The following is a 23,812-nucleotide window of genomic DNA, read 5'->3' on the forward strand; positions in this document are numbered from 1 at the left end:
CTCAGACGGGCCGTCACCCACTCGGCTGGGGTATGAAAGTTCTTGACGTGGTGGGGCCGACGGCCGTCGCGGCGTTTGGCAAGACACTGCCCGCCGTGCTGCGGCTGAGCCCGTTGTTGGGGCCCGTGCGTCAACCCACATGGGTGGACCGCTCACTGAATCTGGTTGTCCGGGAACGTTCGGTAGTCGCTGCCGATCAGGACGTGGTGGCTTTCACGCTGGCCGCCGTGGGCGGTGGAGAACTGCCGAAGTGGCGACCGGGCGCACACCTGGATGTCACCTTGCCGTCGGGGGCTGTGCGTCAGTACTCGTTGTGCGGTGACCCGCGCGACCGGTACCGGTACCGGATAGCGGTCAGGCGCATACCCGAAGGCAAGGGGGGATCCATCGAGCTGCACGACGCGGTGCGCGTCGGAGACGTGCTCGGCGTCAAAGGGCCGCGAAACGCCTTCCCGCTGGCCACGACCGGTCACCTGAACGCCGGGGTCCGCCAGTTCCATTTCGTGGCCGGCGGCATCGGCATCACACCGATTCTGCCCATGCTGGCGGTCGCCACAGAGCGTGGGCTCCCCTGGACGATGACCTACGCCGGGCGCAGTAAGGAGTCCATACCGTTCCGCGATGAGCTGGCCCGATACGGCGAACGGATCACCGTCCGTACCGACGACGAGGACGGGATACCGACGGCAGCCGATCTGCTGCCGCCATTGCATCCCGATCTGGCGGTGTATTGCTGCGGGCCCGGCCCCATGCTGAAGGTGATTCGCGATGCGGTCGCCGAGTACCCGGGCGCAGAACTGCATTTCGAGCGATTCTCGGCTCCGCCGATCGAGAATGGGGTGCCATTCCAGGTGCAGCTGGGCGGGGGCGGCCCGGTGCTGGATATCGGGCCGCAGAACAGTGCACTGGATGCGGTTCTCGCGGCCCGGCCCGGCACACCGTACTCATGCAGGCAGGGCTTCTGCGGCACCTGCAAAGTCAAGGTGCTCGCGGGCAACCCCGATCATCGCGACACCCTCTTGACCGAAACTCAGCGCGCCGAAGGCCAGATGCTCTTATGTGTGTCTCGTGCCGACGGCGGGCGACTGGTACTGGACATCTAAGAACGGAGACATGGGATGACTCTCACGACAGAGCGCGCCGACGGAGTGACGAACGACGTCGTCATCGAGCACGTGGTGCGCAACGGGGATATCGACGTCGCGTACTTCATTCAGGGCAACCCGGATGGGGAAACCCTACTGCTGGTGCACGGATGGCCCGATTCGCATCACCTCTGGGACGGCGTCGTGCCGCTGCTCAGGGACCGCTTCCGGGTGGTTGCCATTGACAATCGCGGTGCGGGAAAGAGCACCAACCCCAAGAGCTTCCGTGACTTCCGGCTCGCCGAGATGGCCAGCGACTACGTCGCGGTCGCGGATGCGGTGAGCCCCGACAAGCCCGTGCATGTCCTGGGCCACGACTGGGGCAGTGTCGCGATGTGGGAAGCCATCTGCAATCCCGACCTGGAACACCGGTTCTCCTCGTTCACCTCCGTGTCCGGACCCTCTGCGCATCACATGAGCCGGTGGGTGCGCTCGCGACTCGGCAGTCCCACTCCGAAGAATGTGGCGCTTGCCCTCGGGCAGATCGGCTCGTTGCTGTACATGTTCGGGTCCATGACCCCCGTCATCCCCAATGTTCTGCTCAAGCTCACCATGAACGAAAACCGTTGGCGTGCTGGACTGTCCGTCGCCGAAGGTGCACCTGTCGAGCAAATTCACCTCGGGCCGACGTTCATGAGCGATATCACCAGAACATTGCGTGTCTACCGGGCCAATGCACTACCGGCGATGCTGCACCCACAGGACCGGCACACCGGTGTGCCCGTCCAGGTGATTGTCGGCACCCGTGATCCCGCGGTGCGCCAGTCGAACTACGACGACGAGCTCAAATGGAACCAGCGGACATGGCGGCGAGTGGTCGACGGTGGCCATTGGCTGCCGTTCTCGCACCCGAATGTGCTCGCCACGGCGGCTGTCGAACTCATCGACGCGGTATCGGGCAAGGAGCCCGACCGCGCACTACGGAGGGCAGAAATGGGTAAGAGCCGCAAGCCGTTCGAAGACCAGCTGGTGGTCATCACGGGAGGGGGCAGTGGTATCGGCAGGGAGACCGCCCTCGAATTCGCCCGACAGGGTGCCGAGGTGGTGCTCTCGGACGTGAACCTCGACGGTGCCAACGAGACCGTCACGCTCATCGAAGAGGCCGGCGGTGTGGCGCACGCCTACCGGCTCAATGTCGCGGACGAGGACGCTGTCAACGCGCACGCGGAGGAGGTCGTCAAGCGGCACGGTGTACCCGACGTCCTGGTAAACAACGCCGGAGTGGGTGCCGCGGGCGGCTTCCTCGACACACCCTCGGAAGAGTTCCGCCGTGTTATCGAGATCAACCTGTTCGGAGTGGTGAACGGCAGTCGGGCATTTGGCGCGAAGATGGCCGAACGTGGACTCGGCGGGCACATCGTCAATCTTTCCAGCATGGCTGCCTACAGCCCACAGAAGGCCTTCACCGCATACTCGACGAGCAAGTCCGCCGTGTTCATGTTCTCGGACTGCCTGCGCGCCGACCTCGCCGCCAACAATATCGGTGTCACCACCATCTGCCCCGGCGTGGTGCACACCAATATTGTTGCCAACACCAAGATTTCGGGTGTGGATGCTGAGGAAGAGGCGCGGATGCAACAGGCCGGTGACAAGGCCTACGCGATGCGTCGCTACGGCCCCGACAAGGTGGCGCGCCAGATCGTGAACGCGGTACGTAAGAACAAGCAGGTCGTGCCCGTGACGCCCGAGGCCCGGCTGCAGTATCTCAACAACCGGCTGGCGCCGGGTCTTACCCGCTACTTCGCATCCAAGGCGGGTATGACCGACCTCATCAAATTGGTGCCCAACAAGAAGTAGAGAGCGCTCCGCCGTCAGGTCGCGATGCGCAGCGCGGCCTCGCGGCGGGCGCGGATGAATTGTCCCTGGCCGGTGAGCGTTTGGTCGATATCGGTCCACCCCTGAGCACGTAGCCAACCGGTGACTTCTTCGCGACCGAACGCGCGGAAGCCGCCGATGCGCATGGCTCCGGTGACACCCGGTAGCGATGCCGCCGGGGTGCGCAGGGATGTGAAGATCACGATCTGGCCGCCCGGTCCCGCGACTCGGCACAGTTCTCGCACGGCCTGTTCGGGATTCGGGATGAGGTAGAGCGCGGCGAGGCACACCACAGTGTCAAATGTCGCGTCGGCGAAGGGAAGTGCGTGCGCGCTCCCACGGATGTAGTCGATGTGCTCGGCCGAGTTGTCGCGCACTGCCCGCCGCAGCATGGGGCCTGACAGGTCCAGGCCGATACACGCGCCATCGTCGCCGAGCTGCGCGGCGAGTTCGCGGGTGTACAGACCAGGACCGCACGCGACATCGAGGATCTTCAGATCGCCGCGGCCGGCGATCTCGCCCATCAATGCGGTGTGGGCCTTGAGGGTGCTCTTGCCGCCATAACTGAATCCGCGGGTGAACATCGGCCGCCAGGCGCGCTCGTAGATCGCCGCCAGCAGCCGGCTCTGCATGAATCGGTTGGCCAGGGACACCGGCTCGTCGTCCTCGGGGCCGAGCACGTCGAGATAGCCGTGCTCGCGCGTGGGGGACTGTGTGATCCGGGTGGGATCCACGAACGTCTCGGCGAGCGTCAGATCTGGCTGGTTGCCCACGGTCCCTCCAGTGCACATCGGTTGATTCAAAATTAGTGAAACGGATAGTACTGGATACTTCTGGTCACGCATAGACCTGTGATGTGCGAGTTTGCGCAGAACCATGTGGCCGGCAGGACTTGTTATTTAGTGAATGGCATGTCAGTCTATTAAATATGTGAGCGGGGGACGGGTGGGGAAGAGCCGTGTGCGCGCCGCAAGTAATGGAAGGAACGTGCCGTGAAACGAACCGTGGATCCAGCCCTGGGTCTGCATGATGAACCCGACTACGAAGTCGCGATCATCGGTGCCGGGCTGGGTGGCATCTGTGCGGCCATCAAGTTGCTCGAGATGGGTATCCAGGACTTCGTCATCATCGACCGGGACGAGGACTTCGGAGGCACGTGGCTGCGCAACACCTACCCCGGGGTGGGTGCCGACATCCCGACCGTTGCCTACCAGTTCACCTTCGCGCCGAAGGGGGATTGGCAACGATTCTTCGCCACCGGCGCCGAAATACAGCAGTACGCACTGGATTTGGTCACCGAGCACGGATTGCGTGCCCACGCGAGGTTCGGTACGTGTGTCGAACGAGAGGTGTTCGACGAAGAGAATCACCTTTGGCAGGTGCATACCGCCGACGGTGAGGTCATCTCGTCGCGGTTCCTGATCAGCGCGATAGGCGCCTACATCAACCCGCGAACGGCCCCGGATATCCCAGGGCTGGACACCTTCGCGGGTCCGATCCAGGTGCCGTCCCGATGGCAACACGATGTGGACATGCGCGGCAAGCGGGTCGGAATTGTGGGCGTGGGAAGTTCCACCGTGCAGATAGCACCGGCCATTGCCGGCGAGGTGGAGCACCTCGATGTGTACCAGCGGACGCCGCAGTGGTACTTCCCGAAACCAGACTTCCGGATGCCGCGCATACTGCAGCGGCTGTTGGCGGGGCGCAGATTCGCCAATACAGTCAACGGGATTGCCTTGGGGGGCATAGAACTTGGCTTGCGGGTTCTGATCTACACGCCCAAGCCGTTGTTCCGGGCGGGGGCAGCGATCTTCGACAAGGTGGCGCTCTGGGCGTATCGCGGCTGGCTCCGGCACAAAGTGAATGATCCCGAGGTGCGCGAGCAGCTGCGGCCGCGGTTCGGGGCGGGATGCACCCGCGGCACGCTGGGGGCGGACTACCTCCCGACCTTCAACCGGCCGAACGTGACACTGGTATCGAACGGTATCGACCGGATCACACCGACGGGCATCGTCGACAAGGCGGGTGTCGAACGCCCCGTTGACATTCTGGTGCTGGCCACCGGATACGAGATGTTCTCCGATCCCGAAACCTACAGGGTGGGAACCGTATTGGGCACCCAGGGATTCGACCTCGCCGAGTTCTACCGTGACAACGGGCTGCAGGCGTACCAAAGCACATCGGTGCCGGGCCTTCCGAACCGGTTCATGCTGGTCGGTCCGTACTCCTGGACTGGCACCAGCTTCCACTACATCCTGGAGAACTCGATGCGCCACATCGGGGCCGTCATCCAACTCGCTCGCGCCAAACGAGCCAGTTGGGTCGAAGTCACCCAGGAGGCGCTGGACGACTTCCAGGCGAGCATCGCCCGCAGTGGCGCCAACCTGAATCGGTACTTCACGGTGAACTGCGCCGGATCTAACAGCTATTTCATCAACTCGCAGGGCGATACCCCCTACGTGCGTCCGTGGACGGTCCTGCAGTCCTACCGGCGCAGTGTCCAATTCCCGTCAGGTGCCTACGAATTCAGGCGGATTAACAGCCCGGTGAAGGAGATCGAACATGCGGTTTGACGCAGTCCCCATCCCGGTCGACGGGGTCGAGGAGTTCTTCGCCACCGCGCCGTTCGTGACTCGGGTCCGGCGCACTTTCGACGCGCCACCCGAGGACGTATGGAGGGTGGTGTCGGGCGACCGGATGTGGTCGTGGCTGCCGTCCGTCTGGGGCTGCCGGTATCCGCAGGACATCACACCAACCGCCGGCACCGTACGGGACTTCCAGATGTACATCCACTCCTGGATGGTGTTCGCCCAGCACGAGCAGATCATTCACTTCGACGCCCCCCACGTCATGCGATATACGGCGCTGGACGCCACCTTGCCGGTGTTCGGGTCGTGGTGCGAGGAGTACCGGGTGCTTCCCGAGTCCGATCCCGGCAAGGCCACCGTTGACTGGACACTGGCGTGTGCGCCGAGGTACCTGACGAACATTCCGGGATCGCATATCGCGATTCGCCCGGTTGCCGCGATCCTCAAGCCCATCTTCTGGTTCGGCCTGGGCGGGCTCGCCCGCGAGCTGCCGGTGCGCGGCCCGCAGCGCACCGGCTAAACCGCGGCCCCGACCGGGCGGGTGCACCGCAGACACACTGTGGTCCACTGACAACATGCGGTTGATGGCGGTGCACGCCCACCCCGATGACGAATCGAGCCGAGGCGCCGCCACTCTGGCCAAGTATGCGGCCGAGGGGCACGAGGTACTGGTTGTCACGGCCACCGGAGGCGAGCGCGGCGACATTCTCAACCCGGCGATGAACCTGCCGGGCAACCACGAGAACCTGTCGGATGTGCGTCGTGAGGAAATGGCGCTCGCGGCAAAAACCCTTGGTGTTGACCATCACTGGCTGGGCTTCATGGACTCGGGTCTGCAACTCGACCCCAGTCTGCTACCCGGGGACGGATTCGCCCGGGTGCCACTGGCCGAATCGGTGCCCCGCCTTGTCGAGGTGATCAGGCGCTTCCGGCCGGACGTGATGATCACCTACAACGAGTGTGGCGGCTACCCGCACCCCGACCACATTCGCTGTCACCAGCTCGCCGTCGCCGCGTATGAGGCGTGTGAGGAGGTGCGCAAGCTCTACTACTTCCACGAGATCGTCCGGGTGACACCGGCGATGGTGAAGTTCGCGGGACGAGTGGAGCGGATTGTCAGCCGCCGTGGATCCGGTGCAGCACCCAAAGATCCCCGAGCGGGAGATGTCGCGGTCCCCGATTGGGTACGGCGCGTGAGCTCGTTGACCAGGCGGCTGCGAGGGCGCCGGGTCACCACCGAAGTCTCCTGCGCCGAGTACTTCCCCGTACGCGATAAGGCCCTGAGGGCGCACGCATCGCAAGTCGATCCCAGCGGACCGTTCTTCCTGGTGCCCTGGACCTGGCGGCAACAGCTATGGCCGACGGAGAAATTCGAGCTCGCGCACACCCGCGTCGCGACGAGCGCTCCCGAGACTGACCTCTTCGCCGGCCTCTGAGGCGCTAGTGGGGTGCTGCGGCAACGGTTGCGGGGTGCACCGCGATCAGTCCCAGCCCCCTGCGGCGCTTGCACATCGCGGCCAGCTCCGCGTAGGCCTTCTCGCCCAACAGCTCGGTCAGTTCCGGGGCGTACGACTGCCATACCTGCTTCTTGCCGACATGTGCGGCCGGGTCTCCGGTGCAGTACCAGTGCAGGTCTGCGCCACCCTCACCCCAGCCGCGACGGTCGTACTCGGTAATCGTCGTCTTCAGGATCTGCGAACCGTCCGGCCGGTCCACCCAGGCCTGCGTCCGCCGGATCGGCAGCTGCCAGCACACCTCGGGCTTCATCGTCAGCGGCTCGACACCCAGCTTGATGGCCTTGGAATGCAGGGCACAGCCGATGCCGCCTGCGAAGCCGGGGCGGTTCAGGAAAATGCACGCACCCTTGTACTTGCGTGTGCGCCATTGCTTTTCCCCGTCGAGCTCGTCCTTCTCCAGGTAGCCCTTGCGGCCCAGCCCCTTCTCGCGGAATTGCCAGTCCTCATCGGTGAGTTGTTTCGCCGAGTCGTCCAGCTTCGCCCGATCGTCGGCATCGGACAGAAACGCCCCGTGCGAGCAGCAACCATCGTCGGGACGTCCGGCAACCGTGCCTTGGCAGGCGGGAGTGCCGAACACGCAGGTCCAATGTGATAGCAGCCAGGTCATGTCGGCCTTGATCAAATGCTCGGGATTCTCCGGGTCGTAGAACTCCACCCACTCGCGGGCGAAGTCGAGCTCCACCTCCTGGCCGTCGAGGGAGGCGTCACGTCCAAAGGGCTGTTTTGGCAGCGTCGTCACAGATGTAAACGGTAGACCCACTAACGTGTGCTGCGTGCGATTAGGCGTGCTGGATGTCGGCAGCAACACGGTGCACCTGTTGGTGGTTGATGCCCGACGGGGTGGACACCCCACCCCTATGAGTTCCACCAAGGCGGCGCTGCGTCTGGCGGAGGCCATCGATGAGTCCGGCAAGCTCACCCGCAAGGGCTCCGACAGCCTGGTGCATACGATCCAGGAGTTCTCCAAGATTGCCCGCAGCTCCGGCTGTGCGGAGATCATGGCGTTCGCCACGTCGGCCGTTCGAGACGCCACCAACTCCGATGAGGTGCTGACACGTGTCAAGAAGGAAACCGGCGTGGATCTCGCCGTTCTTTCCGGTGTCAACGAGTCGCGGCTGACCTTCCTGGCCGTGCGGCGCTGGTACGGCTGGAGCGCTGGGCGCATCATCAACCTCGATATCGGCGGTGGCTCGCTGGAGTTGTCCTGCGGTGTCGACGAAGAACCAGACATCGCGTTGTCTCTGCCGCTGGGGGCCGGACGGCTGACGCGAGAGTGGTTGGCCGAAGATCCGCCGGGACGTCGCCGCGTCGCTATGCTGCGTGACTGGCTGGAATCGGAACTGGTGGACGCTGCCAAACAGGTGGCGGCGGCTGGGGTGCCCGATCTGGCCGTAGCGTCCTCGAAAACGTTCCGGTCGCTTGCGCGACTCACCGGTGCTGCACCTTCCGGTGCAGGACCACGAGTTAAGAGGACACTTACAGCAAGCGGACTGCGTCAGTTGATCGCGTTCATCTCGCGAATGACTACCGCAGACCGTGCAGAGTTGGAGGGAGTCAGTGTCGACAGGGCGCCTCAGATCGTCGCCGGAGCACTCGTCGCGGAGGCAAGCATGCGTGCTCTGTCGTTAGAGGCGGTCGACATCTGCCCGTGGGCTCTGCGCGAAGGGCTGATTCTGCGCAAGCTGGATAGCGAAGCCGATGGCACTGCACTCGTTGACTGACCCCGTCCCGCTTAGCCTCGGACGGTAGGAGAGGACATGACCGACTCAGACGACACGCAGCGGCCGGTATCGGTTGCCGAGCTGCTGGCGCGCAATGGTGCCGCCGACGGCAAGATCAGCGGCCATCGCCGCCGGATGCGCGGCAATGCCGACGCCATCCCGGTGGCCGAGTTGACCGGTGAGATCCCCGTCATCCGTGACAAGAAGGGTGGCCGCGCGCGCCCCAACCCGGCGCCGTCGCCTGCTCCGGAAACGGCGGCGCCGCCCGAGTCTCCCAAGGCATCTGAGGCGGGAGCGCGTTCCTACCTGCGTTCCAACGAGGATGCGTTGTTCGGCGGCGACAGCATGGCCGATGAGGCCGCCCGTCGCGGCACCACGGCCGCACCGGCCCCGGCGCCCGCTCAGCCTTCCTCGATGGAATCACCGCTTCGGAGCATCTTCCCGCCGACCCCCACACCAGTCGCACGGCCGGGGGAACCGCGCAAGTCCATCGACTTCAACGACGCGACCGGCGTCATATCCCCGGTTACCGCCGAGCCGCCCAAGTCCGAACCGGCACCGGCGCCGGCGGCGGTCGCGCCCGCCGTACCCGCAGCGCCACCGGCTCCCGAGATTCCGGTCCCGCCGGTGTCTCGCCCGGAGCCCGAGTCCGTCACACCCGAGCCAGTCGCGCCCGAGCCGGAACCTGAGCCCGCGGCCGTCGCACAGCCGGAACCCGAACCGGAGCCCGTCACACCGGAGCCGGAACCCTCTCCCGAACCTGAGACCGTGTACCACGCGGAGTATGAGGCGGAGTACGAGGACGACGGCGAATACGACGAGTACGGCCGGGCCGTCGAGTGGACGTCGCACGATGCCGAGCAGGACGTCGAGGACGACGAATTCGACGATCAGGAAGACGACTATCAGCTGGAGCACGAGCTTCAGGAGCTTGTCGGCGCGCACGGTGACCCGTCCGAGCCCGAGGTCAGTCAGCTCGCCGCGGCCGACACCGACAAATCCAAGGCTGAGGCGAAGGCCGACCGCCGGGAGAAGATCAAGACCTACCTGCAGGGCAGCTGGATTGCCGCGCAGTACCTGCTGGCGGCCGCCGCGGGTGCGGGCCTGTTCTTCGTGTTCCGGGAACTGTGGAGCTGGAACCAGGGCTTCGCGTTGCTCCTGGGCGTGTTGTTCATCGCAATTCTGGTCGCCTCGCTGTGGGTGATCCGCAAGACGGTCGACCTGGCCAGCATCCTGATCGCGATCGTGGTGGGAGCCCTGATCGCGTTCGGCCCCCTCGTGCTCATGCTGCAAGCGGTTGATTAGGTAGCGTTATCCAACCGTGCGCCCTGCGATCAAGGTTGGTCTGTCAACGGCCTCGGTGTATCCACTCAAAACCGAAGCAGCTTTCGAGTACGCGGCCCGGCTCGGGTATGACGGTGTCGAGCTCATGGTGTGGGCCGAGGCGGTGAGTCAGGACGTCGGCGCCGTCGCCAAACTCTCCCGCAAGTACGACATGCCGGTGCTATCCGTGCATGCCCCGTGCCTATTGGTATCGCAGCGCGTCTGGGGCGCCAACCCGATTCCCAAGCTGGAACGCAGCGTTCGGGCCGCCGAAAAACTGGGTGCGCAGACCGTCGTCGTACATCCGCCATTTCGGTGGCAGCGCCGGTACGCCGAAGGCTTCGCCGAACAGGTTGCATCGCTGGAGGACTCGAGCGATGTGCACGTCGCGGTGGAGAACATGTTCCCGTTGCGGGCCGACCGTCTGTTCGGTGCCGGGCAGACATCGGTGGAGCGCATGAAGCGCCGCGGTGGCAGGCCCGGAATCGGAGTATCCGCCTTTGCGCCGTCGTTCGATCCGACCGATGCCAATCACGCGCACTACACGCTTGACCTGTCACACACCGCAACCGCCGGGACCGATGCGGTGGACATGATGCGCCGGATGGGATCTGGGCTCACGCATCTGCATCTCACTGATGGCACTGGCGCCTCTGTCGACGAACATCTGGTGCCCGGCAAGGGAACTCAGCCAGTTGCGCAGGTGTGCCGGGAGCTGGCGGCCGGTGACTTCACCGGGCAGGTGGTGCTCGAGGTGCACACCTCGGCCGCACGTACCGAGGACCAGCGCGAGGCGATTCTGAGGGAGTCGCTGGAGTTCGCCAGAACGCATCTGGTGCGATAGGCGGCGTGGTTAACGCTCCCTTCGCGCAAGCAATGGCCCTCACGCCCGCGGGCGACGGCCTGTTTGACGCGCACCTGAATGACACCTGGACCATCGGACCCAAGCTGCACGGCGGCGTCATGCTTGCGTTGCTTGCCGGTGCGGCGCGTGAGACGCTCGGCGAGAGCGAGCCCATCGCCGTCAGCGCAAGCTATCTGTTCGCGCCCTCGCCCGGTGACATGCAGGTGCGCACATCGGTGCGTAAGCGGGGACGGCAGATCTCGCTCGTGGATGCCGAACTCGTCCAGGACGGCCGCACCGCGGTGCACGCCGTGGTCACCCTGGGCACGCCCGAGCAGCACGTAGGCCCGCTGCTGACGGCCCTGCCGCCCGCACTCACGCAGCTGCCCGCTGAACCGCCGCCCGGGGTGGCCCCGATCGCCGAGGGTCATCCGATGGGAGAGATCTTTCACCTGTTCGGCGGGATCGACGTTCGGCCCTCACTGCGGTCGATGAGCGACCTGAGCGAGCGGGGCAAGCCCGAGATCGTGCTGTGGGCACGACCGCGCGATATGGCGCCAGACGGGTTGTTCGCATTGGTGTGCGGCGACATCTCGGTACCGGTGACGTTCCCGCTGGGGCGTTTCGGCTGGGCACCCACCGTGCAGCTGACCACGTATCTGCGTACGTTGCCCGCGGACGGTTGGCTGCGAGTGTTGTGCAGTACCAACCAGATCGGCCAGCATTGGTTTGACTCCGAGCACACGGTCATCGACTCCGAGGGCGCTCTGGTGGTGCAGTCTCGCCAGCTGGCCATGGTGCCGGCGAACTGATCGGTGTACCTTCCGTAGGGGATCTCGTCAAAGGAGTATCAGGCATGGGTGACAAGCAGAAGACGCCTGACTGGGCCGCCGAGGGAGGCGCCTGGGTGCTGGAGAATGGGCACCGCGCCCTGCTGAAACTCACCGGCGGTCGCTGGCCGCACAAGCTCGGTTTCATGCCCACACTGGAGTTGCACACCATCGGGCGCAAGTCCGGTGAGCGCCGCTCCTCCCTGTTGAGTTCGCCCATCTTCACGCCGGAACGGATCGTCGTAATCGCCTCGCTAGGCGGGGCCTCGCACAATCCGGCCTGGTACTTGAACCTCGTCGCCAATCCGAACGTCGAGATCACCGTGCGCGGACAGACGAAGCCGTACATCGCACGCACCGCCTCGGCGCAGGAGAAGGCCGAGTTATGGCCTGAGATCACCCGAGGATTCGGCAACCCGTACGCGGGATATCAGCGCAGCACCACGCGCGATATCCCAGTGGTCATCTGTGAACCGGCATAAGGAGTATTTCTGTGGGCACACAACCTGATTGGGCCATCCGGATCGGCGCCTGGTTCCTGGAGAACGGGCACCGGGCGGTTCTCGCGCTGACCGGCGGCCGGTATCCCAAGAAGGTGCTGGGAATGCAGCCGGTGGAGCTGTACACCATCGGCAGTAAGACGGGGCAGCGCCGCGGCACGCTGCTGACCGCGCCGATCTACGAACCCGGCAAGGTGGTGCTGGTGGCCTCCTACGGTGGAGGGTCCGAAAACCCGGCCTGGTACAAGAACCTGGTGGCCAACCCGGCCGTCGAGATCGCGGTGGACGACGTCGCGCGTCCGTTCACAGCGCACACCGCCTCGCCCGAAGAGAAGGCCGCACTGTGGCCGGCGATCGTCAAGGCCAACCCCGGCTATGCGGGATATCAGAAGAACACCGACCGGGATATCCCGGTCATCATCTGCGTACCGGCGTAACCGCCGCGGGCCGGCCCGCGAAACGACCATTGACGTGTTGGACACTTTTTCATATTGTGTCCAACATGAAGGTGGCGGCGTCCGATAGTCCCCGCGAGGACATCCCCGAGCCCATCGTGGCCGCAGTCGCCATGACGTTGGTGCGATCGGGCATGCAGCGGTTCAATCTGTCCGCCGCAGCGGAGCAGGCCGGGGTGTCGCGGAGCACCCTGTACAACTGGTTCGGCGGCAAGCAGGCTGCCATCGACACCGCATTCGGTTATCTCGCAGACGCTTTCATCGACTTCTTCGCAGCGGCTGTGGGTGCGGAGACCACGCTGGTCGATCAGGTCGCGGCCGCCGCCTCGGGAATCTGCGAGCACCGCCGATGGACGGATCATCTCGCCCTGCACACCACCGATCTGCTGGACCTCATCCTGGATGAGCGCGGCGAGGACCTGATGGCGCGCTCGGTCGCGTTCTGGACACCCCGCATACGGGAAGCGCAGGAGCGTAAGGAGATTCCCGGTCGCATCGTCCCGGAGGAGGCCGCCGAGTGGATCATCAGAACCCTGATGAGCATCGAGGTGCTGCCACCCATCGTGATCGATCTGTCCGATCCGGCGGCGGTGCGCCGTTACTTCGCCGACTACATCACGCATGGACTGGGTGCCGCGCGTGATTGACACTTCCCAACACTGCGTGGTGATCGGCGCCGGGGTGGCGGGGCTCGCCTCGGCGGTGTGGATGGCTGAGGCCGGGTTCCGGGTGACCCTGCTGGAACGTCGGGCCACCCTCGGTGGGCGCACCCATTCCATCGAGATACCCCAGGTCGACGACGTCGCCGATAACGGTGTCCACGTCATGTCCGGCTCGATGGAAGAGCTGTTGCGTTACCTCGAAACCATCGGGGCGCGAGATCTTTTGGCCGCTGAGTCCGGAACCTATGCGCGACGTCTGCTGCCCGGGGGAGAGGTGGACGACACCTCACTGTTCCGTACATTCGCGTGGCTGCCCGCGGCGAGCATCGGGGACCGGCTTCGGGTATGGCGCGCTTATCTGCGGATCGTCAGGGATTGCGTTCGCCCACCCGGTGATCTGGACGCCGTTACCGCGCGAGAGTGGCTCGACCGCATCGGGATGCCCAAGGTCGCGCGTGACACCTGGATTGATTTCTTGATCATCGGTGCGCACAACGAGAAGCCGGATCTGATCTCCGCCAGCGCTTTCCGGAATCTTCTGGTCACCATGGCCCGGCGGGGGCGCGGGGCGGCCCGCAACGGAACATTGCTGTACTCCACGGTCGACTTCACCTCGCTGTTCGTCACCGGCGCCGAGAAGGTGCTCGCCAATCACGGTTGCGAGGTGCGGGGCCGCGCAGGAGTGAAATCAATCGTGTTGCACGGCAATGCTGTTTCTGGTGTATCGCTGACCGATGGTGAGTTCATACCGGCCGACGCGGTGATCTGTGCGGTCCCGCCGTGGGCCGTGGAGGGGTTGCTCGATGCTGTCCCTGGCCACGAGCAGTTGTACAGTGCGGCAGCCAAGCTCGTTCCCGCCCCGCTGGTGAGCGTCTACTTGTACCTCAACAAGTCGCTCGGGCTGACGACTATCCTCGATGCTCTCGTGGGTGGTGAGGGCGTGGTCGAGCAGGTCTTCGATCGGCAGAAGATGGTGGGATACGACGGTAGCGAACGTGGGTTGTATTCGTACGAGATCACGGTCAGCGCCGCGTACGAACTGAACTCGCTGTCGTCGAGCGGCGAGATCATCGAGACGTGTATGCGCTTCCTGCGCAACTACTATCCGGCCGCGCGAGACGCCGAACTAGTGCACGCCAAGGTGGTGCGGATGCCGCGTGCTACCTACAGCGAGCGTCCGGGAACGGCGGGCGCCCGTCCGCCGCAGCGCACCAGTGTGCGCGGGCTGGCGCTGGCGGGTGACTGGACCGCGACCGACTTCCCCTCGACCATCGGTGGGGCAGCGCAGAGTGCGGAATTGGCCACCCGCGTGATTCTTGACCAGGCTGCAGTGGGCTAGCCCCTTGATTGTGAGCTGCCTCACATTCAAGATGGTCACTAGGTCAACGTCGACACTAGGAGGCCCTCATGACGCGGACACATTACGGATCGCTACGCAAGGGAGGGCTTAACTGGGATTCCTTGCCGCTCAAGCTGTTCGTCGGCGGCAATGCGAAATTTTGGGATCCGGCCGATATCGACTTCTCGCGCGACCGGGCGGACTGGGACGCGCTCACCGATCGGGAACGTGACTATGCGACCCGGCTCTGCGCGCAGTTCATCGCCGGCGAGGAGTCGGTGACCCAGGACATCCAGCCGTTCATGACGGCCATGCGCGCCGAGGGGCGACTCGGTGACGAGATGTACTTGACGCAGTTCGCCTTTGAAGAGGCAAAGCACACACAAGTCTTCAGGCTCTGGCTTGATGCAGTCGGCGTCGGCGACGACCTGCACGGGTACCTCGACGACCTTCCGGCCTACCGCGAGATCTTCTTCGATGAGCTGCCGGATGCCTTGGGCACGCTGGCCAGCGACCCGTCGCCGGCGGCACAGGTGCGCGCCTCGGTGACCTATAACCACGTGGTCGAGGGCATGCTGGCACTCACGGGATACTTTGCATGGCACAAGATTTGCGTTGACCGAGGCATCTTGCCCGGTATGCAGGAGCTGATCCGCCGGATCGGTGACGACGAGCGCCGGCACATGGCCTGGGGCACCTTCACCTGCCGGCGTCACGTGGCCGCCGACGACGCCAACTGGTCGGTCTTCGAGGCGCGCATGAACGAACTCATCCCGATCGCGTTGCGTCTCACCGAGGAAGGCTTCGGACTATACGGCGCCGACACCCCGTTCGGGCTCGTGCTTGACGAGTTCATGCAGTACTCCGCCGACAAGGGGATGCGCCGGTTTGGGACCATCAGCAGCGCGCGCGGCCGTCCGCTCGGCGAGATCGACCTCGACTATTCGCCGCTGCAACTGGAAGACACGTTCGCCGCCGAGGATCGGGAGGCGCTTGCGGCCACGGCCTAGCGCGCACTCCGCACTGTCGCCGCCCACAACCGGGGGAACGCCACATTGTGGAGCGGGTTGGGAAGTATCAAATGGTTGTGTGCCAGCCCAACAGCTATGTGGCGGTTCGGGTCCGCCCATCCGGTGGAGCCGCCGGCCCCCATATGCCCGAAACCTCCCGCCAATCCCGGCGCGGGGATGCAGTGATAGCCGAGCTCCCAGATATCGCGGGTAAGAGCGACATTGAGCCTGATGCCGCGTCCGCCGGCCAGTTCGGCGGTCTTCTCCGCGGACAGCAGCTGCCGTCCGTCCACGCTTCCCCGATTGCTCAGCGCGCCGTAGAGCTTGGCCAGGGCCGGGGCGGTACAGATGGCGTTGCCCGCGCCCATCTGGGTGTCGTACAGCGGGGCGGTCGCACGCCCGTCGTCGGCCACGATCCGTTCGGCTCCGGGCACGTGGATCGCTCCGGTGGCCCCCCGCGCGCCCGGCAGAGCGTCCACCACGCGTGCCCCGATGGACAGGCCACGAGAAAGAAATGGCGTCTTCACGGCCTTGTCGAGCTGCGCATAGATCCCTGCGGGAATTGTCGGTGAATCGGCGGGCGGGCGCCCCAGATGAATGCCGTCCACGCCGAGGACCTCCGCGAGTTCGGTGCGATAGAGCGTGCGCATGTCCTTACCGGTGATCGCACGCCCGAGGCCGGCCAGGAGCCAGCCGTAACTCATCGCGTGATACGCGGCTTTCCCGTAATAGCGCCCGACAGGCGCGGCGGCGAGTCGCTGCTCCATCAGTTCGTGGTCGAGAAGTTCCTCCGGGGTGGCGGCAATCGGGGCCAGCGCGGCCAGCCCCGACTTGTGGGCCAGGACATCTCGCACCGTGACCGATTCCTTGCCGTTGGCGGCGAATTCCGGCCAGTAGCGGGCGACCGGGGCGTCATAGGCCAGCAGCCCTCGGTCGGCCAGGCGATGGATAACGGTAGCGGTCACCCCCTTTGAGGCCGAGTACACGATCGGTGCGGTGTCGCGGGTCCACGGCATACCGGGACGCGCCTCACCGGCCCAGATGTCGAGCACGGGCTCGCCATCGACGTAGGCGCAGAGCGCGCCGCCCCCGGTACGGCCGACATACATCGACGCGAACTTGCGGACCACCCGGTCGAACTCGGGTTGTGCCCAGCCCTGTACCCCGTCCGGTAGACCGGTGCCCCAGGATTCCGGCGCGAAAACAGGGGAGGTCTGCGCGCGACGCTGCGGTTGTGACATATGTAACTTGTAGTCCGGTTATCCCACTGTGCGCCACCATCTGCGCACAGATCTGCGAATAGTCACAAATCGGCGCGAATGTGCATATCGCTGCCTACATACCGCTGCGGCACCTTGCTCTGGAGCTCAGAAAGCCGTTTCCGGGTGCGCTAATGGGTCTGCCATGCTGGTCGCCATGTCCAGAATCGCAATCATCGGTGGCGGCAATATCGGCGAAGCACTTATCTCCGGGCTGCTGAGGGCCGGACGGCAGGCCAAGGACATCGTCGTGTCCGAGAAGGTCCCCGCCCGCGCAAAGGCTCTGGCAGAGGCGTATTCCATCCGCGTCAGCGAGGTGGCGGATGCCGTCGAAGGTGCCGATTTCATTGTGGTGGCGGTCAAACCGTCCGATGTCGAGAGCGCGACCAGCGAGATCGCCGCGGCGCTGGCGAAACTGGACGCCGAAGGTAGCGACCGGGAGACCGAGCAGGTGCTGGTCTCGGTGGCCGCGGGAGTGTCCGCGAGCTTCTTCGAATCCAAGCTGGCCGCCGGGGCTCCGGTGGTGCGGGTGATGCCCAATGCCCCGATGCTTGTCGGCGCCGGGGTCAGCGCTGTCGCCAAGGGCCGATTCGCGACCGACGAGCAGCTCAGTGCCGTCGCCGAGCTGCTGGAGTCGGTGGGCAGCGTCATCAAGGTGGCCGAATCGCAGATGGACACCGTTACCGCGCTGTCCGGATCGGGCCCGGCCTACTTCTTCCTGCTCGTCGAGGCGCTGGTCGATGCGGGGGTTGCCTCGGGTCTCACGCGGCCCGTCGCCACCGATCTGGTCATCCAGACCATGGCCGGATCCGCCGCGATGCTGCTCGAACGGGCTGAGACGGACGAAAATCGGGCCCCCGGACTGCAGACCCGAACGGAGGTCGATACGACCGCTGCCGAGCTCCGCGCAACGATTACCTCGCCGGGTGGTACTACCGCCGCTGCGCTGCGCGAACTGGAACGTGGAGGTTTGCGGGCAAGCGTCTATGCCGCCGTCGAAGCCGCAAAAACACGCTCCGAGCAGCTCGGAATCACATCAGAGTAATTTAACCAAATCTTGATCAATTAGCCCACACGGGTATCAGTAACCCCACTGGTCCCGCTATTCTCCTTCTAGCACGTGCGTGTCCGTACCGCCGATGGGGAAGATTGGCGGCACGACACGTGCCTAGGGAAATGGGTATGCGATGACGTCAATCAACGGGCCATCCGCGCGCGACGGGGCCGGCGCCAAGCCGGGCCGGGACGCGGCGGCCGCTGGCCAATCCGGGAAGGCTCAGTTCCTTACGGTCGCCGAGGTCGCCGCGCTGATGCGCGTGAGCAAGATGACCGTCTACCGGCTGGTGCACAACGGCGAGCTGCCCGCGGTGCGGGTCGGCCGGTCGTTCCGTGTGCACGCCAAGGCGGTCAACGATCTGCTGCAGGCCTCCTACTTCGACGCCGGATAAGGCGCCTCGAAGCGGGAGATGCCCCCCGGGGGGCTGCCGGTTCTGCCGGTTTCCTGACCTGAGGCCGCAGCAGGTAGAGTCATGCGGCACCCTGGCGTAAGCCTTTTTGGGTTAGGGCGCCTTGTGTACGGCTGGGAAAAAGCCGCTGTGCACGCGTCCACGGTAAAGACGATTTCAAAGTAGTTAGCAGGAGTTCATGGGTTCAGTTATCAAGAAGCGGCGTAAGCGTATGTCCAAGAAGAAGCACCGCAAGCTGCTTCGCCGCACTCGGGTTCAGCGCAGAAAACTCGGTAAGTAAACCTTGCGTTAGTGGGCATCCGCTCGGGATGCCCACTGGTGCCGTGATGGATAGGCTTCGTCCGTGAGCACCGGTGAGACCAATCTGCACTACCCGCGGGTGGTGCTGGTCACCGGAGCCAGCCGATTCCTCGGGGGTTATCTGGCTGCGCGTCTGGTGCAGAACCCGATGATCAACCGTGTCATCGCGGTAGATGCTGTCGCCCCAAGCAAGGACCTGCTGCGCAGGATGGGGCGGGCAGAGTTCGTGCGGGCCGATATCCGCAACCCGTTCATCGCGAAGGTCATCCGCAACGGCGAGGTCGACACGGTGGTGCACACCGCCTCGGCCTCGTTCTCGCCGCGTTCGGGTGGGCGCGCCGCGCTCAAGGAATTGAACGTGATGGGTGCGATGCAGCTGTTCGCGGCGTGCCAGAAGGCGCCCACTGTGCAGCGCGTTGTCGTCAAGTCCACCGCACAGGTCTATGGAGCCGGCCCCCGGGATCCGGTGATGTTCACCGAGGAGATGGGTGCGCGCCGTCCACCGTCCGACGGCTTCGCACGGGACAGCATTGATATCGAGAGCTATGCCCGCGGTCTGGCCCGGCGGCGCCCCGATGTGGCGGTGACGATCCTGCGGTTGGCCAACTTGATCGGCCCCGGTATGGACACCGCGTTGGCGCGCTATCTGGCGGGCCCGCTAGTGCCCACCGTGTTTGGGCGCGACGCCCGCCTGCAGCTGCTGCATGAGCAGGATGCGCTGGGCGCGCTTGAGCGCGCCACCATGGCAGGTAAGGCGGGCACCTTCAACATCGCGGCCGACGGCATGATGATGATGTCGCAGGCGGTCCGCCGTTCCGGGCAACTCGGCATCCCGGTGCCGTCGTTTGCGGTGGCGGGAATTGCGTCGTTCACCAAGGGCACCCGGTACACCGAGCTGAGTTCCGAACAGCGTGACTGGCTGGCCTATGGGCGCGCGATCGACAACACCCGTATGAAGGTCGAACTCGGGTATCAGCCCAAGTGGACGACCGTTGGGGCCTTTGGTGACTACGTTCGGGGACGCGGGATCACTCCAGTAATCGAGCCGGAGTGGGTACGCTCATTGGGAGATCGCGCGGTGGCTCTCGCGCAGAAGATCAGTTCGTAGACATAGGGCGGAGGTGAGAAGCATGGCAGGCGACACAAAGGCGAAAGTCATTCAACTGCAGGTTAATTCAGAACGCCATGCTGCACGCGCTCGCCGGGCCGAGGCGCGGGCCGATGCCGGCCGGCGGCATCCGTCATCGTTGGCCAACGATGCGCCGACTGGAGATTCCGCGGATACCGCCGCAGTCATCCACGACCTCAACGAGATTCGCGCGGCACAGGGCAACGCCCCTCTGGGCGATGAAGAGTCGCTGACTGCCCTCGCGGCCAACATCGCCGCCGTCGCTGAGTTCATTCGCCGCCGAGTCGGCGGCGACTACAGCGTCGACGATTTCGGATTCGACGAGCACCTCAACGAATCGCTGCTACTTCCTTTGCTCAGGCCACTGTTCAACCGATGGTTCAGGGTGGACGTGACCGGGGTCGAGAACATTCCCGCGACCGGTGGGGCGTTGGTTGTGGCTAACCATGCGGGTGTGCTGCCGCTCGACGGGCTGATGCTCTCGGTGGCCGTGCATGACCGGTGCCCCGGCAACCGCACCCTGCGCAACCTGGCCGCCGACATGGTGTTCGATGCACCGTTCCTGGGACAGTTGGCGCGAAAGGCGGGTCATACGCTGGCGTGCACTGCCGACGCGCACCGGCTACTGTCCGCGGGCGAGCTGACCGCCGTGTTCCCCGAGGGATACAAGGGACTGGGTAAGCCGTTCAAGGATCGCTACAAGCTGCAGAGATTCGGCCGTGGAGGATTCGTCGCGGCAGCCATTCGTACCGGAGCGCCGATCATCCCGTGCTCGATCGTCGGGTCCGAGGAGATCTACCCGATGATCGCCGACCTGAAGGTGATCGCCCGGCTGTTCGGTCTGCCCTACTTCCCGGTGACGCCGCTGTTCCCGGCGGCAGGTCCCGTGGGGTTGGTGCCGCTGCCGTCCAAGTGGCATATCGAGTTCGGTACACCGATCCCCACGGACGGGTTTGACGAGACGGCGGCCGACGATCCGATGGTGACATTCGAGGTCACCGACCAGGTCCGCGAGACCATCCAGCAGACGCTGTACCGGCTGCTCGCGGGTCGTCGCAACATGTTCTTCGGCTAGGTCTTCCCTCTACGCCGATACGCCGTGTACTGGCGGTTTCGTATCGCAGATCCTCGCCGCGGGGCACAGTGCGGGCGGCGTAAGTTCGATGCGTGATCACCAACCGGGTAACCGAACTGCTGGGTATCGAGCGGCCGATCGTGCAGGCTCCGATGGGCTGGATCGCGCGATCCCGGCTGGCCAGCGCGGTCTGCGAAGCCGGCGGGCTCGGCATCATCGAAACAAGCTCGGGCGAGCTCGATGCCATCAAGGGCGAGATTCGCCTCATGCGTGAGCTCACCGACAAACCATTCGGGGTGAACATCGCACAGGCTTTCGTGCGAGACCCCTCCATCGCGCAGTTTGTGGTCGATCAGGGCGTGACGTTCGTGACCACCAGCGCGGGCGACCCCAACAAGTACACCCGGATCCTCAAGGACAACGGCCTTACCGTCTTTCATGTCGTCCCGACGCTCGCGGCCGCCCTCAAGGCTGTCGACGCGGGAGTGGACGGCCTGGTGGTGGAAGGCGTCGAAGGCGGCGGTTTCAAGGATCCCAAGGGTGCGTCGACCATGGTGTTGCTGCCACTGGTGCGCTCGCAGGTGGACGTTCCGATCATCGCCGCCGGCGGTATCTGTGACGGTGCATCCATGGCGGCGGCTTTCGCGCTCGGCGCCGAGGGTGTGCAGATGGGTACCCGGATGATGTCGGCCGCCGAGTCACCCATCCACGGCAACTGGAAGGCGGCGGTGGTCGCTGCGCGCGAGACCGACACCGTGCTACTGAACAGGCTGACCAAGCCAGGTCTGCGCGCCTTGCGCAGCGAGCGCACCGAAGAGATGGAACGACGGGATCTGGTGTCGCTCATGGAGACCGGGAATCCGGTGGACCTCTACTTCGGGGGCGATATGGACACCTTCGTGCCACTTGGCGGGCAGGTGGCCGGGCGCATCGGTGCGGTCGAGTCTGTGGGGGACATTCTCGACACCACCATGGACGAGTTCACCGCGGTGATCGGCAAGCTCGCAGCCCAATACAGCTGACGAGGATTCGGCGCCGAGTGGGGGCGGCCGCGTCATTGCCGCCTGCGGTCCGGGGTGCCCACGGAGATCCAACCGCTAACTAGCCCGTCTGTGCGGTGCCCTGGCTGCTCACTTGCTGCCGTCATCGCACGTCGTGCCGGGGAGCCTGCTGGGCTGCGCTCAAATCAGCAAAGCCACATCGGTGCGAAGCCCCGTGTTGGCGGCCTTTCCTCGCAAACGACTGGCCCTGGTCGGTAACGAATGTACCGACGTGCCGATAGGCTCTATTGATGTTAGCCTTTAGTCAATCGCGGGGGCGCTCAGCTGTTGTACCGCTACCCCGAATTGAGGATTAGTATTGTGACTCAACCTTCGCTGGAGGGTCAGGGTGGCATTGCCCACTTCTCCCGGGGTGGCGATTTTCCTGCAGCGCCGATGCTGTTCGGCGGCGTTATTGCGACCTTCATTGTGGTTGCCACACTGTTGGGTCTCGACGACGGTAGAAACATCAGCATCCCTCGATCGATGCCAGTCAGTGAAGTTGCTTCGGTGACGCCCGAAGCGGCCGGCCTCGGGCATCAGGGGCGTTCCGGCCAGTTAGCCATCGCGGTGACCGACGTCACGGCGTATCTGGTCGCGGGCGATCCTGGGCTGCCCGAGAATGCGCAGGGCGGCCACGTTCTGGTCGGAGTGCGCGTGATCAACGACGGCACCGATCGCCAGCGGTTCGAGCCGGCTATTCAGCAACTTGTCGCCGGTGATCAAACCGTGGATGCGGACCAGAACGCCTCTCAGCCTGTGCTCGGTGCGGACATCGATCCCGGCGACAGCATCGTGGCGTCCATCGCGTTCGACATTCCCGAGGGCGCCGAGCCGTCGGCGATCATCCTCCGTGACTCGCCGGCAGCCCCGGGCACTCAGCTGAGTTTGGCCGATATGGGCAACAGCGGCCTGGCGCAGTGAGCGTCGATCTGAAGCCGGAAGCGGTGTGGGAGGCACTTCCCGACGAGCTCAAATCGGCGCTGCGCAGACGGGCTGCCGAACCACTGAACGACGACTTGCTGCTGAAGTGTCATCGCGCAGCCGAAGATAACGAACTGCCGATCTTCTGGCGGCCCGACCCGGCCGCCGATTTCCGGCGGCATCGACTGCATCCGGCTCTTGTCGACTACATCGCCGGCTTAGGAAAAGACGGCTAGCCGCGCACCGTCAGGGGTTGCAGCCGCTCGCGCTTACCCAGCGGCCGTTGTAGCCCACGCACGCGTGAACGTTCGGTGCGGGGGGAGGGGGCGGAGGATCGTCCGGCAAGGGTGCGTAGTCCTCAGGCGGAGGTGCGTATCGCTGCACGGTGTCGGCGACGTTCATGCAGCCGCTCACCGAGACTCGGCGCCCGCCGCCCACGCAGACATCGGCGTTGGCCGTGGGCAGCGCAATGGGCAGCAGCCCCGCGAAGGCCACCGCGACTGTTGCCGCGGCTACACCGGGCCTCACGGCTGCCGCTCCTGCGGCAGCTGGCAGCGCTCGCGGAAGTCGACGACGGGCTGGCGGATGGAGCGCAGATCGTTCTCGGCTTCGGGGTTGGTGCTGAAGTAGGCCTTCACCGCGCTTTGCATCTCGCTGTGCGGCTTGCCCGCAAGGCTCGTGAAGAAGTCGTTGACCTCCGGGTGGGTGAACAGATAACTCGAGGTGGAGGCGGCGACGCCCGCCGAGACTCCAGCGAGGTCGGCCGCCGTACAGTTCGGCGGACGCTCGGGTTCGGCATTCGCGGCCGCCGCGGTGAAGAGTGCTGCGGCACTCAGGGCTGTAAATAGGCTTGTGGCAACGAGCTTCATG

At 64.9% G+C, this 23,812-nt stretch carries 27 protein-coding genes; 22 read left to right on the forward strand and 5 right to left on the reverse strand.

Annotation, left to right across the window (positions count from 1 at the left end; all coding sequences use genetic code 11):
• The first annotated feature begins 32 nt into the window (after positions 1 to 32).
• Complete coding sequence (locus tag AOT83_RS13085) at positions 33 to 1,103, forward strand: PDR/VanB family oxidoreductase (RefSeq protein ID WP_057964880.1); 1,071 nt, start codon at positions 33 to 35, stop codon at positions 1,101 to 1,103.
• Between the two features lie 15 nt (positions 1,104 to 1,118).
• A complete protein-coding gene (locus tag AOT83_RS13090; protein WP_057964879.1) occupies positions 1,119 to 2,942 on the forward strand; it encodes an SDR family oxidoreductase in 1,824 nt (607 codons plus the stop codon).
• 14 nt (positions 2,943 to 2,956) lie between these two features.
• On the opposite strand, the gene AOT83_RS13095 is transcribed toward AOT83_RS13090, so the two are convergent.
• Positions 2,957 to 3,733, reverse strand: coding sequence for a class I SAM-dependent methyltransferase (locus AOT83_RS13095; protein WP_057964878.1), 777 nt, complete (start codon positions 3,731 to 3,733; stop codon positions 2,957 to 2,959).
• Between the two features lie 219 nt (positions 3,734 to 3,952).
• Here AOT83_RS13095 and AOT83_RS13100 point away from each other — a divergent pair, with 219 nt between their 5' ends.
• The 3 genes from AOT83_RS13100 to mca are packed head-to-tail and all read left to right on the forward strand — an operon-like array spanning position 3,953 to position 6,984.
• Positions 3,953 to 5,533, forward strand: coding sequence for an NAD(P)/FAD-dependent oxidoreductase (locus AOT83_RS13100; protein WP_057964877.1), 1,581 nt, complete (start codon positions 3,953 to 3,955; stop codon positions 5,531 to 5,533).
• Entirely contained in the window at positions 5,523 to 6,068 is a 546-nt protein-coding gene (locus AOT83_RS13105) for an SRPBCC family protein (RefSeq protein ID WP_057964876.1), read from the forward strand. The genes AOT83_RS13100 and AOT83_RS13105 overlap by 11 nt, the downstream gene beginning before the upstream one ends.
• A 55-nt stretch (positions 6,069 to 6,123) precedes the next feature.
• A complete protein-coding gene (gene mca, locus AOT83_RS13110) occupies positions 6,124 to 6,984 on the forward strand; it encodes a mycothiol conjugate amidase Mca (protein ID WP_057964875.1) in 861 nt (286 codons plus the stop codon).
• A gap of 4 nt (positions 6,985 to 6,988) precedes the next feature.
• Here the strand turns inward: mca and AOT83_RS13115 are convergent, their stop codons facing one another.
• Entirely contained in the window at positions 6,989 to 7,804 is an 816-nt protein-coding gene (locus tag AOT83_RS13115; RefSeq protein WP_046254796.1) for a hypothetical protein, read from the reverse strand.
• Positions 7,805 to 7,838: 34 nt separating this feature from the next.
• Between AOT83_RS13115 and AOT83_RS13120 the strand changes: the two genes are divergently transcribed.
• The 9 genes from AOT83_RS13120 (at position 7,839) to AOT83_RS13160 (ending at position 15,749) form a co-directional block, all read left to right on the forward strand.
• Positions 7,839 to 8,786 carry a Ppx/GppA phosphatase family protein gene (locus AOT83_RS13120; RefSeq protein WP_044105077.1) on the forward strand — a complete coding sequence of 316 codons (948 nt, stop codon included), beginning with the start codon at positions 7,839 to 7,841 and terminating at the stop codon, positions 8,784 to 8,786.
• Between the two features lie 36 nt (positions 8,787 to 8,822).
• Positions 8,823 to 10,091: a membrane protein gene (locus AOT83_RS13125; RefSeq protein ID WP_030096476.1), complete on the forward strand. Its 1,269-nt coding sequence runs from the start codon at positions 8,823 to 8,825 to the stop codon at positions 10,089 to 10,091.
• Positions 10,092 to 10,107: 16 nt separating this feature from the next.
• Positions 10,108 to 10,953 carry a sugar phosphate isomerase/epimerase gene (locus tag AOT83_RS13130; protein ID WP_030096477.1) on the forward strand — a complete coding sequence of 282 codons (846 nt, stop codon included), beginning with the start codon at positions 10,108 to 10,110 and terminating at the stop codon, positions 10,951 to 10,953.
• Between the two features lie 5 nt (positions 10,954 to 10,958).
• Positions 10,959 to 11,765, forward strand: coding sequence for a thioesterase family protein (locus AOT83_RS13135; RefSeq protein ID WP_078284419.1), 807 nt, complete (start codon positions 10,959 to 10,961; stop codon positions 11,763 to 11,765).
• 44 nt (positions 11,766 to 11,809) lie between these two features.
• Positions 11,810 to 12,265 carry a nitroreductase/quinone reductase family protein gene (locus AOT83_RS13140; RefSeq protein ID WP_046254792.1) on the forward strand — a complete coding sequence of 152 codons (456 nt, stop codon included), beginning with the start codon at positions 11,810 to 11,812 and terminating at the stop codon, positions 12,263 to 12,265.
• An 11-nt stretch (positions 12,266 to 12,276) separates the two neighbouring features.
• The gene (locus tag AOT83_RS13145) at positions 12,277 to 12,720 is read left to right on the forward strand and encodes a nitroreductase/quinone reductase family protein (RefSeq protein ID WP_030096480.1); all 444 of its coding nucleotides are present in this window, start codon (positions 12,277 to 12,279) and stop codon (positions 12,718 to 12,720) included.
• Positions 12,721 to 12,785: 65 nt separating this feature from the next.
• A complete protein-coding gene (locus AOT83_RS13150) occupies positions 12,786 to 13,385 on the forward strand; it encodes a TetR/AcrR family transcriptional regulator (protein ID WP_057964874.1) in 600 nt (199 codons plus the stop codon).
• A complete protein-coding gene (locus tag AOT83_RS13155) occupies positions 13,378 to 14,739 on the forward strand; it encodes an FAD-dependent oxidoreductase (RefSeq protein ID WP_232783289.1) in 1,362 nt (453 codons plus the stop codon). The genes AOT83_RS13150 and AOT83_RS13155 overlap by 8 nt, the downstream gene beginning before the upstream one ends.
• A gap of 68 nt (positions 14,740 to 14,807) precedes the next feature.
• The gene (locus AOT83_RS13160) at positions 14,808 to 15,749 is read left to right on the forward strand and encodes a R2-like ligand-binding oxidase (protein WP_057964872.1); all 942 of its coding nucleotides are present in this window, start codon (positions 14,808 to 14,810) and stop codon (positions 15,747 to 15,749) included.
• On the opposite strand, the gene AOT83_RS13165 is transcribed toward AOT83_RS13160, so the two are convergent.
• On the reverse strand, positions 15,746 to 16,990 hold the full coding sequence (locus AOT83_RS13165; RefSeq protein WP_057964871.1) for a serine hydrolase domain-containing protein: 1,245 nt from the start codon (positions 16,988 to 16,990) through the stop codon (positions 15,746 to 15,748). The genes AOT83_RS13160 and AOT83_RS13165 overlap by 4 nt on opposite strands.
• 175 nt (positions 16,991 to 17,165) lie before the next feature.
• Between AOT83_RS13165 and proC the strand changes: the two genes are divergently transcribed.
• The 8 genes from proC (at position 17,166) to AOT83_RS13200 (ending at position 23,178) form a co-directional block, all read left to right on the forward strand.
• Positions 17,166 to 18,053, forward strand: coding sequence for a pyrroline-5-carboxylate reductase (gene proC, locus AOT83_RS13170; protein ID WP_191985241.1), 888 nt, complete (start codon positions 17,166 to 17,168; stop codon positions 18,051 to 18,053).
• Between the two features lie 142 nt (positions 18,054 to 18,195).
• The gene (locus AOT83_RS13175) at positions 18,196 to 18,456 is read left to right on the forward strand and encodes a helix-turn-helix domain-containing protein (protein ID WP_030096487.1); all 261 of its coding nucleotides are present in this window, start codon (positions 18,196 to 18,198) and stop codon (positions 18,454 to 18,456) included.
• A gap of 196 nt (positions 18,457 to 18,652) precedes the next feature.
• Entirely contained in the window at positions 18,653 to 18,754 is a 102-nt protein-coding gene (locus tag AOT83_RS26855) for an AURKAIP1/COX24 domain-containing protein (protein ID WP_003402602.1), read from the forward strand.
• A gap of 63 nt (positions 18,755 to 18,817) precedes the next feature.
• Positions 18,818 to 19,882, forward strand: a complete 1,065-nt coding sequence (locus tag AOT83_RS13180) for an SDR family oxidoreductase (protein ID WP_030096488.1) — start codon at positions 18,818 to 18,820, stop codon at positions 19,880 to 19,882.
• Between the two features lie 22 nt (positions 19,883 to 19,904).
• Positions 19,905 to 20,978 (forward strand): lysophospholipid acyltransferase family protein, encoded by a 1,074-nt coding sequence (locus AOT83_RS13185; RefSeq protein ID WP_057964870.1) that lies wholly within the window; start codon positions 19,905 to 19,907, stop codon positions 20,976 to 20,978.
• 92 nt (positions 20,979 to 21,070) lie between these two features.
• Positions 21,071 to 22,000: a nitronate monooxygenase gene (locus AOT83_RS13190; protein ID WP_057964869.1), complete on the forward strand. Its 930-nt coding sequence runs from the start codon at positions 21,071 to 21,073 to the stop codon at positions 21,998 to 22,000.
• Positions 22,001 to 22,339: 339 nt separating this feature from the next.
• Complete coding sequence (locus AOT83_RS13195; protein WP_057979803.1) at positions 22,340 to 22,942, forward strand: DUF4352 domain-containing protein; 603 nt, start codon at positions 22,340 to 22,342, stop codon at positions 22,940 to 22,942.
• Entirely contained in the window at positions 22,939 to 23,178 is a 240-nt protein-coding gene (locus AOT83_RS13200; protein WP_227465435.1) for a hypothetical protein, read from the forward strand. The genes AOT83_RS13195 and AOT83_RS13200 overlap by 4 nt, the downstream gene beginning before the upstream one ends.
• A gap of 10 nt (positions 23,179 to 23,188) precedes the next feature.
• On the opposite strand, the gene AOT83_RS26860 is transcribed toward AOT83_RS13200, so the two are convergent.
• The gene (locus AOT83_RS26860) at positions 23,189 to 23,470 is read right to left on the reverse strand and encodes a hypothetical protein (RefSeq protein WP_057967837.1); all 282 of its coding nucleotides are present in this window, start codon (positions 23,468 to 23,470) and stop codon (positions 23,189 to 23,191) included.
• Positions 23,467 to 23,811 (reverse strand): heme-binding protein, encoded by a 345-nt coding sequence (locus AOT83_RS13205; protein WP_057964939.1) that lies wholly within the window; start codon positions 23,809 to 23,811, stop codon positions 23,467 to 23,469. Before AOT83_RS13205 ends, AOT83_RS26860 begins: the two co-directional genes overlap by 4 nt.
• Between the last annotated feature and the right edge of the window lies 1 nt (position 23,812).

It is taken from the genome of Mycobacteroides sp. H001 (assembly GCF_001440005.1).
Classification (GTDB): Bacteria; Actinomycetota; Actinomycetes; order Mycobacteriales; family Mycobacteriaceae; genus Mycobacterium; species Mycobacterium gwanakae.

Bases quoted from the DNA above. Each gene is read 5' to 3' on its own strand.
- proC (WP_191985241.1), top strand. From the start codon at position 17,166: ATGTCCAGAATCGCAATCATCGGTGGCGGCAATATCGGCGAAGCACTT.
- AOT83_RS26855 (WP_003402602.1), top strand. From the start codon at position 18,653: ATGGGTTCAGTTATCAAGAAGCGGCGTAAGCGTATGTCCAAGAAGAAG.
- mca (WP_057964875.1), top strand. From the start codon at position 6,124: ATGCGGTTGATGGCGGTGCACGCCCACCCCGATGACGAATCGAGCCGA.
- AOT83_RS13165 (WP_057964871.1), bottom strand. From the start codon at position 16,990: ATGTCACAACCGCAGCGTCGCGCGCAGACCTCCCCTGTTTTCGCGCCG.
- AOT83_RS13150 (WP_057964874.1), top strand. From the start codon at position 12,786: ATGAAGGTGGCGGCGTCCGATAGTCCCCGCGAGGACATCCCCGAGCCC.
- AOT83_RS13185 (WP_057964870.1), top strand. From the start codon at position 19,905: ATGGCAGGCGACACAAAGGCGAAAGTCATTCAACTGCAGGTTAATTCA.
- AOT83_RS13205 (WP_057964939.1), bottom strand. From the start codon at position 23,811: ATGAAGCTCGTTGCCACAAGCCTATTTACAGCCCTGAGTGCCGCAGCA.
- AOT83_RS13175 (WP_030096487.1), top strand. From the start codon at position 18,196: ATGACGTCAATCAACGGGCCATCCGCGCGCGACGGGGCCGGCGCCAAG.
- AOT83_RS13125 (WP_030096476.1), top strand. From the start codon at position 8,823: ATGACCGACTCAGACGACACGCAGCGGCCGGTATCGGTTGCCGAGCTG.
- AOT83_RS13160 (WP_057964872.1), top strand. From the start codon at position 14,808: ATGACGCGGACACATTACGGATCGCTACGCAAGGGAGGGCTTAACTGG.
- AOT83_RS13105 (WP_057964876.1), top strand. From the start codon at position 5,523: ATGCGGTTTGACGCAGTCCCCATCCCGGTCGACGGGGTCGAGGAGTTC.
- AOT83_RS13140 (WP_046254792.1), top strand. From the start codon at position 11,810: ATGGGTGACAAGCAGAAGACGCCTGACTGGGCCGCCGAGGGAGGCGCC.
- AOT83_RS13090 (WP_057964879.1), top strand. From the start codon at position 1,119: ATGACTCTCACGACAGAGCGCGCCGACGGAGTGACGAACGACGTCGTC.
- AOT83_RS13085 (WP_057964880.1), top strand. From the start codon at position 33: ATGAAAGTTCTTGACGTGGTGGGGCCGACGGCCGTCGCGGCGTTTGGC.